Origin of the sequence: Phenylobacterium sp. (genome assembly GCF_044372605.1) — a bacterium.
Classification (GTDB): Bacteria; Pseudomonadota; Alphaproteobacteria; order Caulobacterales; family Caulobacteraceae; genus Phenylobacterium.
The window spans coordinates 1-12,874 of record NZ_JBILRO010000081.1 but is presented as its reverse complement, the minus strand read 5'-3'; the positions used below and the strand labels follow the sequence as shown (position 1 = coordinate 12,874).

General features: G+C 66.9%; 12 protein-coding genes. 11 read left to right on the top strand and 1 reads right to left on the bottom strand.

What is annotated here, in order from left to right; genetic code table 11:
- The first annotated feature begins 60 nt into the window (after positions 1-60).
- The 9 genes from ACIQ42_RS08705 (at position 61) to ACIQ42_RS08665 (ending at position 10,643) form a co-directional block, all read left to right on the top strand.
- Entirely contained in the window at positions 61-624 is a 564-nt protein-coding gene (locus ACIQ42_RS08705; RefSeq protein ID WP_397421808.1) for a protein-L-isoaspartate O-methyltransferase, read from the top strand.
- 117 nt (positions 625-741) lie between these two features.
- Positions 742-2,292 (top strand): TolC family outer membrane protein, encoded by a 1,551-nt coding sequence (locus ACIQ42_RS08700; protein WP_397421807.1) that lies wholly within the window; start codon positions 742-744, stop codon positions 2,290-2,292.
- 110 nt (positions 2,293-2,402) lie between these two features.
- A complete protein-coding gene (locus ACIQ42_RS08695) occupies positions 2,403-2,927 on the top strand; it encodes a DUF2497 domain-containing protein (RefSeq protein ID WP_397421806.1) in 525 nt (174 codons plus the stop codon).
- A gap of 166 nt (positions 2,928-3,093) precedes the next feature.
- Complete coding sequence (locus tag ACIQ42_RS08690; protein ID WP_397421804.1) at positions 3,094-5,748, top strand: valine--tRNA ligase; 2,655 nt, start codon at positions 3,094-3,096, stop codon at positions 5,746-5,748.
- A 232-nt stretch (positions 5,749-5,980) separates the two neighbouring features.
- Positions 5,981-6,538, top strand: coding sequence for a hypothetical protein (locus ACIQ42_RS08685; protein WP_397421803.1), 558 nt, complete (start codon positions 5,981-5,983; stop codon positions 6,536-6,538).
- A gap of 459 nt (positions 6,539-6,997) precedes the next feature.
- A complete protein-coding gene (locus ACIQ42_RS08680) occupies positions 6,998-7,444 on the top strand; it encodes a hypothetical protein (protein WP_397421802.1) in 447 nt (148 codons plus the stop codon).
- A gap of 132 nt (positions 7,445-7,576) precedes the next feature.
- The gene (locus ACIQ42_RS08675) at positions 7,577-8,005 is read left to right on the top strand and encodes a helix-turn-helix domain-containing protein (protein WP_397421801.1); all 429 of its coding nucleotides are present in this window, start codon (positions 7,577-7,579) and stop codon (positions 8,003-8,005) included.
- A gap of 152 nt (positions 8,006-8,157) precedes the next feature.
- Complete coding sequence (locus ACIQ42_RS08670; protein ID WP_397421799.1) at positions 8,158-9,912, top strand: class I adenylate-forming enzyme family protein; 1,755 nt, start codon at positions 8,158-8,160, stop codon at positions 9,910-9,912.
- Complete coding sequence (locus tag ACIQ42_RS08665) at positions 9,909-10,643, top strand: TlyA family RNA methyltransferase (RefSeq protein ID WP_397421810.1); 735 nt, start codon at positions 9,909-9,911, stop codon at positions 10,641-10,643. The genes ACIQ42_RS08670 and ACIQ42_RS08665 overlap by 4 nt, the downstream gene beginning before the upstream one ends.
- Here ACIQ42_RS08665 and ACIQ42_RS08660 read toward each other — a convergent pair.
- Positions 10,640-11,227: a glycine zipper 2TM domain-containing protein gene (locus ACIQ42_RS08660; RefSeq protein WP_397421798.1), complete on the bottom strand. Its 588-nt coding sequence runs from the start codon at positions 11,225-11,227 to the stop codon at positions 10,640-10,642. The genes ACIQ42_RS08665 and ACIQ42_RS08660 overlap by 4 nt on opposite strands.
- 252 nt (positions 11,228-11,479) lie before the next feature.
- On the opposite strand from ACIQ42_RS08660, the gene ACIQ42_RS08655 reads away from it, so the two are divergent.
- Complete coding sequence (locus tag ACIQ42_RS08655) at positions 11,480-12,667, top strand: class I SAM-dependent RNA methyltransferase (protein WP_397421809.1); 1,188 nt, start codon at positions 11,480-11,482, stop codon at positions 12,665-12,667.
- Positions 12,668-12,730: 63 nt separating this feature from the next.
- Positions 12,731-12,847 (top strand): hypothetical protein, encoded by a 117-nt coding sequence (locus ACIQ42_RS08650; RefSeq protein ID WP_397421797.1) that lies wholly within the window; start codon positions 12,731-12,733, stop codon positions 12,845-12,847.
- The last annotated feature ends 27 nt before the right edge of the window (positions 12,848-12,874 follow it).

Below are 12,874 nucleotides of genomic sequence, written 5' to 3'. Positions count from 1 at the left end.
TTCCGCCGCTGCGCCCCTATAACCCGGGGTTACGGATCGCCTATGCGACAAGGATTCCCGATGGCCGATTTCGCCGCCGCTCGCCTGAACATGGTCGACAGCCAGGTGCGCACCCAGGATGTCACCGACGTGCGTCTGCACGACGTGATGGGCGCTCTGGCGCGCGAGGCGTTCGTGCCGGCAGACCGCACCCACCTGGCCTATGCCGACATGGAAGTGGAATACGCGCCCGGCCGCTGGCTGCTGAAGCCGCGCGATGTGGCCAAGCTGCTGCAGGCGCTGCGCCCCATGCCCGGCGAGCGGGCGCTGGCTGTCAGCGCGCCCTATGCGGCGGCGGTGATGAAGGCCCTGGGGCTTGTGGTGGTCGAGGTTGAGGCCGGCGGCGACCTGCCGGCGGGCGAGTTCGATATCGTGGTCTGCGAGGGCGCCGTAGCCGACGCCCCCGAGACCTGGCGCGCGAGGGTGGCGATCGGGGGGCGGCTTGGTGTGGTGGAACGCATCGGGCCCGTCGGCAAGGCCAGCCTCTACGTCCGGGCCACCGATGGCATGGGCCGACGGGAATTGTTCGACTGCTTCGTGCCGGTGATGGCGGGCTTCGAGCAGAAACACAGCTTTGCCTTGTAGTGGCGTTTGAAGCACAATCGAAATGCCGGCGTGAAAAAAGCTTAAGGTGACGGGGCTTGGTCAAGACGCCAGACGCATGCCAATAGAGGACGTCTCTCGCGAGATCGGGGATAGAGTATGCCTATGACTTTCCGTAGCCGCCTGTTGGCTGCGACCTTGTGTGCCAGCGCCCTGGCTGCGCCCGCGGGCGCCGAGACCCTGGCTGACGCCATTGCGCTGGCCTACCAGAACAATCCGACGCTGCAGGCGCAACGGGCCTCCCAGCGGGCGCTGGATGAGAACTATGTGCAGGCCCGTTCCGGCTGGCGGCCGACGCTGGGCCTCCAGGTGACGGCAAGCTGGGCCGAGACCCAGACCCCGATTGCGGGGCGCGGCGTGGATCTAGACGGCGACGGCGTGCCGGACAGCTTTGGTTCCGGCGGCGTGCGGCGAAGCAACCGTGGCCAGGCTGGCGTCAGTTTCAATCAGCCGCTCTGGACCGGCGGCCGTGTGGCCGCGTCGGTCAATGCCGCCAACGCCGATGTTCTGGCCGGTCGCGAGAGTTTGCGCCGGACCGAATCCGTGGTTCTGGCCCAGGTGATCCAGGCCTACGCCGACACGCGCCGCGACCAGGAATCGCTGCGGATCCGTCAGGAGAACGTCAACGTCCTGACCCGTCAGCTGCAGGAATCCCAGGCCCGGTTCGAGGTGGGCGAGATCACTCGCACCGACGTGGCGCAATCCCAGGCGCGTCTGGCGCAGGCCCAGTCTCTCTATCAGTCCGCCGTCGCCCAGCTGGCGATCACACGGGCCGGCTACGCCACCCTGGTTGGCCAGAACCCCGGTGACCTCGCGCCCGAGCCGTCGCTGGCCTACATGCTGCCGACCGATCCGGACGAAGCCTACAAGATCGCCGAGGAATTCAGCCCCCAGCTCCGTGCGCAGCAGTTCGCCGAGCAGGCCAGCCGCGCCCGCATCGCCGGCGCCAGGGCCGAACGTATGCCCAACGTCTCCGCCAACTTCACCGTCGGCCACGCCGGCCTCATCGATCCCTTTGATCCCCGTGACAACTTCGGCCGTAGCGTCAGCGCCACCATCACCGCCACCGTGCCGATCTATTCCGGCGGCCTGGTCTCTTCGCGAGTTCGCCAGTCCGTGGAGCGCAACAACGCCGACCGGATTACGGTTGAGGGCGTCCGCCGCACCGTGCTTCAGGGCGTCACCCAGTTCTGGAGCCAGTTGATCGCCGCGCGCGCCAACATCGCCTCCAGCGAGTTGCAGGTCAGCGCGGCACGGATCGCCGCCGAGGGGACGCGCCAGGAACAGCAGGTCGGCCTGCGCACCACGCTGGATGTGCTCAACGCCGAACAGGAGCTCCGCCAGGCGCAGCTGAATCAGGTCAGCTCGCGCCGCGATGAATATGTGGCGGCCGCCAATATGCTGGCCACCATGGGTCGCCTCGAAGCCCGCAACCTTGTGCCGTCCGTGCCTCAGTACGATGCGGCCAAGAATTTCCGCAAACTGCGCATGACCTGGGGCTGGGTGCCTTGGGAAGAGCCGGTGGATATCATTGACCAGTACCTGACCGCCTGGCCATCCAGTAAACCTGTCTCAAAGTCCTCCGAGCCGACCGCCACGCCGGGTTTGCAGCCGGCGCCCACGGTGACGCTGGCGCCTGCGACGCGCTAAGCGTAGAACAACGGGAAAATTGCAGGATCACCAGCGCGCGCTTAGGGTCCTGTTAGCGACTCAACCGTGGCGGCCGACACATGTCTGAAACGTCTTCTCAAGAACCGACCATGGAAGAGATCCTGGCGTCGATCCGCCGGATTATCTCTGAGGACGAAACACCTGGCGCAGAGGCTGAAACGCCGGCCCGGGCGGCGCCTGCGGCGGTGGCCGAGCCGGAACCTGAGCCTGTCGCCGTCGTAGCGCCGCCTGAGCCCGTAGCCGCCCCTGTGGTGAGCGCTCCCGTGCCCCCGCCTGTGCTGGCCGTCGAGGAGGAGGAAGAGGAGGAGCTCGAACTCACCGAGAAGCTCGACAGTCTGGGCGACCTTGACATCATGGATGCCGAGGAGCCGGAACCCGCGCTCCAGCCCGTCGCCGCCCTTGTCAGCGAAACGGTAGCCGCCGCCGCCGCCGCCAGCTTTGGCCACCTCTCGGCCAGCATCGCCATGCCGCCGTCGGGCCTTACCCTCGACGACGTGGTGCGCGAGTTGCTGCGCCCGCTGCTCCGGCAGTGGCTGGACGCCAATCTGCCCACAATCGTCCAGGAAGCGGTCCAGGCCGAAGTCGACCGCATCGCCCGCAGCCGGCTACGCTGATCCGCTCATCCCGGCGAGGGCCGGGACCCAGATCGTAGGTCACCCTGTCTGTCGGACGGGTATTGAACCAATGAAGCGGTTTCATGAGCCTTTCCATCGGGGCGCCGGCCTTCGCTGGAAAGAGCGGGTGTTGACATGCGCCCTCTAACCGCCAAGACCCCCGACCATGCTCGACAAGAACTTCGACTCCAAAACCGCTGAGCCGCGCCTCTACGCCGCCTGGGAGGCCTCGGGCGGCTTTGCGCCCATCGACGATCCGGCCGCCGAGCCGTTCTCCATCGTGATCCCGCCGCCCAACGTGACCGGCTCGCTACATATCGGCCACGCGCTCAACAACACCCTGCAGGATGTGCTGATCCGCTTCGAGCGCATGCGCGGCAAGGCCGCCCTCTGGCTGCCCGGCACCGACCACGCCGGGATCGCCACCCAGATGGTTGTGGAGCGCCAGCTGGCCGCCTCGGGCAACCGCAGCCGGCGCGACATGGGCCGCGACGAGTTCGTGGCCAAGGTCTGGGAATGGAAGGCGGAATCCGGCGGGACCATCGTCAACCAGCTGCGCCGGCTCGGCGCCTCCTGCGATTGGTCGCGCGAGCGGTTCACCCTTGACGAGGGCCTGAGCGCCGCCGTCCGCAAGGTGTTCGTCCAGCTCCACAAGGAAAAGCTCATCTACCGCGACAAGCGGCTGGTGAACTGGGATCCGCAGTTCCAGACCGCCATCTCCGACCTGGAGGTCGAGCAGCGTGAGGTCGACGGCCACTACTGGCACTTCGCCTATCCGCTGGAGGACGGCTCCGGCGAGATCGTCGTCGCCACCACGCGGCCTGAGACGATGCTGGGCGACACCGCCGTCGCCGTGAACGGCGCCGACGAACGCTACCAGGCCCTGATCGGTCGCGCCGTGCGCCTGCCGATCGTGAACCGGCCCGTGCCGATCATCGCCGACGACTATGCCGACCCGGAAAAGGGCTCCGGCGCTGTGAAGATCACCCCAGCCCACGACTTCAACGACTTCCAGGTGGGCAAGCGCCACAACCTGCCGATGATCAATATTCTCGATGACTTCGGCCGCATCAACGACAACGCCCCGCCAGAGTACCGCGGCCTGGATCGTTTCGCCGCCCGCAAGAAGGTCGTCGAGGCGTTCGAGGCCCTGGGCCTCCTGCGCGAAATCGAGAAGACCCGCCACAGCGTGCCGCACGGCGACCGTTCAGGCGTCGTGGTCGAGCCCTATCTGACGGATCAGTGGTACGTGGCCGCCGACGTTCTGGCCAAACCCGCCATCGCCGCCATTGAGAACGGTGACACCGTCTTCGTGCCGAAGAACTGGGAAAAGACCTACTTCGAGTGGATGCGCAACATCGAGCCCTGGTGCATCAGCCGCCAGCTCTGGTGGGGCCACCGCATTCCGGCCTGGTATGGGCCGGATAACAAGGCCTTCGTCGAGGAGACGGAAGCCGAAGCTCAGAAGAAAGCCGACGAGCACTACGGTCGCCCGACCCCGCTGCGTCAGGACGAGGACGTCCTCGACACCTGGTTCTCCTCAGGCCTCTGGCCCTTCTCCACCATGGGCTGGCCGGAAAAGACGTCGGATCTGGCGCGGTTCTATCCTACCCACACGCTGATCACGGGCTTTGACATCATCTTCTTCTGGGTCGCCCGGATGATGATGCAGGGGATCCACTTCACCGGCGAGGTTCCGTTCAAGCGGATCTTCATCAACGCCCTGGTCCGCGACGCCACCGGTGCCAAGATGTCCAAGTCCAAGGGCAACGTCATGGACCCGCTGGAACTGGTCGACGACTACGGCGCTGATGCGCTCCGGTTCACGCTCACCGCCATGTCCGGGCAGGCGAGGGACATCAAGCTCAGCCGTCAACGTATTGAAGGCTATCGTAACTTCGGCACCAAGCTGTGGAACGCCACCCGCTTCACCCAGATGAACGGCTGCGCCCGCGCCGAGGGCTTCGATCCGGCGTCCGTCAAGGCCGCCCTCAACCGCTGGATCGTGGGCGAAACCACCCGCACCGCCCAGGCGGTCACGGCGTCCCTGGCCGACTGCGGCTTCGGCGAGGCGACCGAGACCCTCTACCGCTTCATCTGGAACCAGTACTGCGACTGGTACGTCGAGCTGGCCAAGCCGCTGCTCACCGGCGACGACGCGGCCGCCAGGGCCGAAACCCAGGCCACGGCCGCCTGGGTGCTGGATATCATCCTGCAACTCCTCCACCCGGTGATGCCGTTCATCACCGAGGAGCTGTGGGCCCAGACCCAGGACCTGGGCGCCCCGCGCTCCCACTTGGGTTTCCTGATGACCGCCCGCTGGCCCGACCTTCCATCCAGCCTGATCGACCCCGCCGCCGACGCCGAGATCGGCCTGGTGATCGAGGCGATCTCCGAGGGTCGCTCGGTCCGCTCGGGCCTCAACGTGCCGCTGTCCGCCAAGCCGCCGCTGCTGGTCATCGAGGCCACCGACGCCCAGCGCGCGACCTTGGCCGCCAACGCCGCCCAGATCGCCCAGATGCTGCGCGTCTCCGGCGTCGAATCCGTCGCCGCCGCGCCCGAAGGCTCGATCCCCTTCGTCGTCGAGGGTGCCACCTTCGCCCTGCCGGTGGCCGAGTTCATCGACCTGGCCGTCGAACGCGCCCGCCTGACCAAGGAGGTCGGGGCCCTGGGTGGCGAGATCGCCAGGATCAACGGCAAACTCGGCAACGCCGACTTCGTCGCCCGTGCGCCCGAGGAAGTCGTCGAGGAAAACCGCGACCGCCTCGCCGAAGCCGAAGCCGCCAGGGCCAAGCTCGAGGCGGCGCTGGCCAGGCTGTAGACCTCGTCTTCCCCGCGAAGTGGCGAGGGAGAGGTAGAGGGCGGCCATTAGAATTGTGACCGTGTGAGCGCCGAGGGGGGGCTGGTGCGCCCCAACCCCTGCAGTCCTCCCCGCTTTCGCGGGGATGACCGAGCGTTGGGGGCAGAATGAATCCCTGGAGTGCGAAGGGAACTTTGGGCGAAATGCGGCCGGACCTTGACGGCTATTCCTGAGTGTTCTACATTTGTTCTCAATGACCACCGCCGCCCCCTCCAACGCTGAGATGCTCGCCGGGCTCACCGAGTGCGCCTATCGGCTGGGCATGGCGTTCGGCGCCGAGGCCGAGCGGGCGCAGGGGCAGGCGCGGATCGACGCGTTCAACCTGTACGACCGCTGCTTCTTCTCCGTGCGCGTGGCCATCGGGCTGCAGCTTCGACTGCGGCGCGAGGATCGGACGTCAGGTCGCGAACACGCCGAGGCGAGCGAACGCGAGACCGACGATTCCCGCGAGCGGTCCGATTATCTCGCGCCCGAGCGCGATCGGGAGCGCGACCGCGAGACAGAACCCGCCAGCCTGCCGGTGCTGCTCAAGACCCTGAATTCGGTCGTTGCCGACGCCCAGGCCCTGCCGGGCCCGGCGCCTGCGGCGCTGCCTGCCCTCGGCGACCTGCTGGCCCGATTCGGCGATGCCCCGGCTCCCGCGCGCCGACAGAGAAGCGACCTGCGCACAAGACTCACTGGCTCTGCGAGCGCGCCACTCCCGGCGCTCTCGCCCGCGCTGCGTCAGTCCACCGGCCCGCCACGCCGCTGACGCCCCGGCGCGCAGCACCAGAATCTGGACCGCAGAAAACGCAGAACAACGCAGAACGCGCGTCTCCCGGCGCAGCGGCTACTTCTGCGCGCCTCTGCGTTTTCTGCGGTTTTTTCACAGACTTCCCCGCGTCCGCAGGAATGTAGCCATGGCGCGGCGCTGACCCGCTGTCACATCTCTGGCGCCGGGGTAGGGTAGGCCAAGGGCCTCGGAGACCCCCATGCGCGATCCCCTGATGATCGCCGGCGCGACCGGCTATGGCGTCCGGTCGGCCAATTCCCGGCAAGGGGCAAGGGGCACGGGCCACCCTTGCCGCGCCCGTCGCCAGGCTCGCGATCGGTGTCCAGCTTACCCTCGACATCGACCGGCTGGATGGTCCCGAAAGCCCGTCAGCATTTTATAGACCGGCGTTGTGCTAACGGTTGGAATCCATAGCCAGAAGAACAGGACCATACCCGCGTGAATGACCCCAAACACCTGCGGATCATCTCCCGGGCGTCTATGGACTATGTGGTGTCAATCTACAGTGCGATCCTGCGTGGCAGCCGGCATGACCCGATCGACGCGCTGATTCTCTCCACTGTAGCCGTGGCCAATGTGGCCCACCTCAATGCCGACAAGGCGCTGTCGCAGGCCTATGCGGGCATCGAAACTCCCGAGCCTCAGGAGATCAAGCGGCCGATCAGTCGTAATGCGGTGGCGCTGTCTCTGGGGCTCTCGTACGAGACCGCGCGGCGGCGGATCCAGAAGCTGTTGAACGAAGGCGCCCTGATCGAAGTCGACGCCGGGCTGCTCGGTGCCAACGAGGTCGCCAATCCGGACATGGTCAAGGCGATGGCTGAGCAGAATGCCGTTCTTTTGCGGCGTCTTGTGCGCCAGTTGCGCGAGCAGGGTATCGAGGTGTGACCGGCGCGGGCGGGCCGCCTACCCAGAATGAGCACAACCGCGCCCGCGATGCACTGGCGTGCTGGTACTGTCAGCAGACGGGGGAGAGCTTGTCGGTACGACAGGTGATACGCCTGCCTGCGGGAAAGCATAATGGGTTCGAGTTCCAGTCCAGCGGTTCTGTCGCTGCAGGCGGTGGCCAACGACGCGATTGACGGGATCGACGTGCACATTGGGCGCAGGATGCGTCGGCGACGTCACTTGATGGGCCTCACCCTTCAGGAACTCGGCGACGCTTGCGGCGTCGGTTTCCAGCAAATCCATAAGTACGAGTGCGCCGGGGTCCGATTGACAGCAGCGCGACTGTGGCAGTTGGCCGACAGGTTGCAGGTTCCGGTGAGCTACTTCTATCAGGGCCTGCCTGGCGTCGATGCGGCCTCCCTCGAACGGCGGGCCCGTAATCTCCCTCTGGACAGTGCGGAGACGCGCGATCTGGTGCAGGTCTACGAAAGCCTGGATATTCCGTCGCGCCGGTGTCTTCTGGCACTTGCTGTTGCGCTTGGCGGGGAAGTCGAAGGCTGAGCCGGGGCGGCTTGCGCCTGCAACCACCCGGAAACTGCATGGTGCGCTGATCGTGAGCGATACCCCACTGGTGCGGGATCGCGGGTTATGGTTTTGCTGGCGTCCAGTACGCGTCGAAGTAGACGCCGCGTAAGAGCACCGGAGTGAAACCAATGTCCGAAGCCGTCATGCCCCCGGGCTGGCCCGCCATGTCCATCGCCCAGGCCCATGCCCTGATCGGCAGTCCCGGGACGGCGGCGGAGGTGGCGGAAGAGACCATTCGCGGCGTCAGGCTCAAGGTCTGGAAAAACCAGCCGCCGACGCTTCGCGCCGTCGCCGAAATGGCCAAGGGTCACGGCCAGAAGGTGTTCATGGTCTATGAGGACGAGCGCGTCACCTATGACGCCTTCCATCGGGCTGTGGCGCGGTTCGCGGCCGAGCTGCAGAGCCAGGGCGTGGTCAAGGGCGACCGGGTGGCGATCATCATGCGTAATCTGCCGGAGTGGGCGGTGGCCTTCTATGCGGCGGCCTCCATCGGGGCGATCGTGACACCGCTGAACGCCTGGTGGACCGGTCCCGAGCTCGAATACGGTCTCACCGATTCCGGGTCGAAGGTCGCCATCGTCGACGCCGAGCGCTATGCGCGCCTCACGGAGCATCTGCCAGATTGCCCGGACCTCAAGCGCGTCTACGTCAGCCGCGCTATCGAGGAAATCGCCCACCCCGACGTCACCAAACTGGAGGGCGTACTGGGCGCGCCGGACACCTGGGCGGGCTTGCCGGATGATCCGATCCCGCCGGTGGATCTTCACACCGATGATGACGCCACCATCTTCTACACCTCCGGCACAACAGGAAAGCCCAAGGGCGCGCTCGCCACCCATCGCGCCATCAACACCAACATCATCACGGCCGGCGCGGCCGCCGCGCGGGGCTTCCTGCGTCGGGGCGAGGCGCCGCCGGCCCCGGACCCGGATGCGCCGCAGCGCTCCAGCCTTCTGTCCGTACCCTTCTTCCACGCGACCGGCTGCTTTGCCGTTCTGAACCCCTCGGTGTTCGCCGGCGCCAAGGTGGTGCTGATGTTCAAGTGGGACGCCATCCGCGCCTTCGAACTGATCGAACGCGAGAAGATCACCTCCGCCGGCGGAGTCCCCACGATCGCCTGGCAGCTTCTGGAACATCCCGCGCGGGCCAACTACGACCTGTCGTCGCTTGAAGGCGTGTCCTACGGCGGCGCCCCCTCCGCGCCGGAACTGGTGCGGCGGCTCAAGGAGGTATTCCCCAAGTCGCAGACCGGCCAGGGCTGGGGCATGACCGAGACCTGCGCCACGGTCACCTCCAATGGCGCGGAAGACTATCAATTCCGGCCAGACAGTTGCGGCCCGGCCGCCGCCGTCGCCGAGCTCGAGATCCGCGATCCCGGCGATGGCGTCACCCTATTGCCGGTGGGTCAGATGGGAGAGCTCTGGTCCAAGGGGCCGATGAACGCCAAGCTCTACTGGAATAAGCCCGAGCCCACGGCACAGACTTTCGTCGACGGTTGGGTGCGTACCGGCGACCTCGCCAGGATTGATGAGGACGGGTTCTGCTTCATCCTCGACCGGGCCAAGGACATGCTGATCCGGGGTGGCGAGAACATCTACTGCGTGGAGATCGAGAACGTCCTCTACGACCACCCGGCGATCATGGACGCCGCCGTCGTCGGCATTCCACACCGGATCCTGGGCGAAGAGCCCGGCGCCGTGGTCACGCTGAAGCCCGGCGCCGAGGCCACCGAGGCCGGATTGCGTGCCCACGTGGCAGAGCGGCTGGCCGCCTTCAAGGTGCCCGTGACCATCAAGTTCTGGGCCGAGACGCTGCCGCGTAACGCCAACGGCAAGATCCTGAAGAACGAGCTGAAAAAGCTGTTCGAGGATCAGGCGACCTGACGACGCGCGCCGACGTCCTGCTGGTTGCCCGCGGCCTGTTCGACAGCCGCGCCCGGGCCCGCGCCGCCATCGAGGCAGGTGGCGTGTTCGCCAACGGTCGCCAGGTCGTCAGGCCATCGGAGCTGCTGTCCGATGACGCCGCGCTGGAGGCGGCGCCTGCGCATCCCTGGGTGGGGCGAGGTGCGCTGAAGCTGGTCCATGCGCTGGCGCTCTGGCCGATCGCGGTTTCGGGCCGGGTGGTGCTGGACGTGGGCGCATCGACCGGTGGGTTCACCGAGGTTTGCCTGGCGCGTGGCGCGGTGCGGGTGTTCGCCGTTGATGTCGGGCAGGGGCAGTTGCACGCCAGCCTTCGCGCCGACGGGCGGGTGATCAACCTCGAGGCCACCGACGCACGGGGCCTGACGCGCGAACAGATCACCGAGCCGCCCGGCCTGATTGTCAGCGACGTGAGCTTCATCGGCCTGGCCAAGGCGTTGCCGGCGGCGCTGGCGCTGGCGTCTCCTGGCGCGGATCTGGTGGCTCTGGTGAAGCCTCAGTTCGAAGTCGGGCCGGGAAAGGTTGGCAAGGGCGGCATCGTCACGGACGCCGACGCACGCGAGCAGGCGCTGGCCGCCGTCGCCGGCTTCCTTTCATCCAGCAGTTGGAACGTCCAGGCCACAATCGATAGTCCCATCACAGGGGGTGATGGCAATCGCGAATACCTGCTCTGGGCGACCCGCGAGGGCGGCTAGTCCACCACAGCGTACTTGCCGCTGGCGTCACGGCAGACTCGGACAAAGCGGGTCTGGGTGCGACCATCGGGCATGTAGATCGGGCTCTCGGCAAGGGTACAGCCATCGGCGCCCGGCGCGCGATCGCTCAGTCGATAACGGTCGCCGCGCTCATCACGGGCATAGGCGTCCTCCCGGGCCTGGGCTGCGGCCCCGTCGGCATAGGCGTCGCGGCTGTAGTAGGGGGTCTCGACGCGCTGCGGGTATTGGCTCGCGGTGTTTTCGGATCGGCACGCGGCGGTCTTGTTGCCTACCGAACTACCGGCCAGAGCCCCGACGAGGCCACCCAGAACCGCGCCCTCCGTTCGCGCGTTGCGGGCCGCGACATTCGACCCGATCGCCGCGCCGGCCAGGCCGCCCAGCAATCCGCCGATGGTGCCGCGCTGCGCGGTGTCCCGGCGACAAGGATCGTAATAGTAGCCTTTGGAGCTCTGGGCGGTGTATGGACCTGCCGGTTGAGCCAGAACGGGCGCTGCGGTGCCCAGCGCCATGACAGCGGCCAGAACGGTGGCGGCGGTCTTGCCGGTGGTGACGCGCTTGGACATTGGGTATCCCTCTACAACAAGTCTATGGCCCGTTTTTCGACGAGACCTGAGGCAAAGATGCGGCGGCCAACCTGAACGGCCGCTTAGAAAGTCGTTCATGTTTGTTCATTTCCACTCAAGCGAGATACCCTCGAAATGAGGCCGCAAAGACGCAGGCCAACGCCCCGGCCCTCGGCGCGGCCTGCGGCCGGCCCGACGACGGGTCCTGTCGCGGAACTGCTGATCGAGGCAGTTGGCGGGGAGGGCGACGGCATGGCGGCCGGCCCCGTTTTCGTGCCCTTCACCCTGCCGGGCGAGCGGATCACAGCGCAGGGCGCGGGCGAGCGGCGCGATCTGGTTGATGTGCTGGAGGCCAGTCCCCATCGGATCGAACCTGCATGCCCACACTTCACCGTCTGCGGCGGCTGCGCCCTGCAGCATTGGGACCATGCGCCCTATCTGGCCTGGAAGGTTGACCGCCTGATCGGCACCCTGGCGAGGGAGAGGGTCGAGGCCGAGGTCTTGGCCCCCTTCGCGGCGGCGCCAGGCACCCGCCGTCGGGTTACTCTTCACGCGCGACGTGGAGACCGCGAGAGCGCGCGCCTGGGCTACAAGGCCCGCAAGTCCTGGGATCTGGTGGATATCGATGTCTGCCCCATCGCAGAACCTGCGATCCAGGCGGCGATCCCCGCATTGAAGCGGCTGGCGGCGCGGCTGTTCGAGCACCCCAAGTCCGCGCCGTCCCTGCACGTGACCTTGACCGACACGGGTCTCGACATCGACATCACCGGCGTCGAGGCGAAGAGCGGCGGTCTCTCGGCGGATGCCCGGATGCAACTGGCCGAACGCGCGGCCGCGGCGGACTTCGCCCGTGTCACCCTCTCTGGCGAGGTCGCGTACATGGCCCGTCTGCCGCAGGTGCGCCTCGGACCAGCCCGAGTCAGCCTGCCGCCCGGGGCCTTCCTGCAGGCCACCAGGGCCGCCGAGACGGTCATGGCTGATTTCGTCGCTGAAGCCGCCTCGGGCGCCACGCGTATCGCGGACCTATATTCCGGCGTCGGCACCTTCACCTTCCGGCTGGCCGAGATCGCCCCGACCCATGCGGCAGACTTCGGCGCAGGCGCGGTGGCCGCGCTCAGCGCCGCGCTGTCGTCCGCTCCGGGTCTCAAGGGCGTCACGGTGGAGGCTCGCGATCTGGTGCGCCGACCGCTGCTGGCGCACGACCTGCGGCATACTGACGTCGCCGTTTTCGACCCACCTCGCGCCGGTGCGGCGGAACAGGCGGCCGAACTGGCGAGCTCAAAGGTCGCCCGGGTGATCGGGGTCTCCTGCAATCCCGCGACCTTCGCCCGTGACGCCCGGGTCCTGATCGACGCCGGGTTTCGGCTGGAGCGCGTCTTGCCGGTAGACCAGTTCCTCTGGTCGCCGCACATCGAACTGGTGGGCGTGTTCAGTCGCTGAGAAACCCTGCCTAAGGTTTCGCAAGGGCGTGCTACCTATGACGCTCAATAAAGGAATACGACCATGGCCAAGGGTCAGAAGAAATCCAACAAAGAGACCCGAAAGCCCAAGAAGGAAGCCGCGAAGCCGCCGGTTTCCGTTTCCGTGCTGAAGTCTTTCCCGAGCGCCGGCGGACGCTGACGTCTTAACAAGGGCGGTGCGTTGATC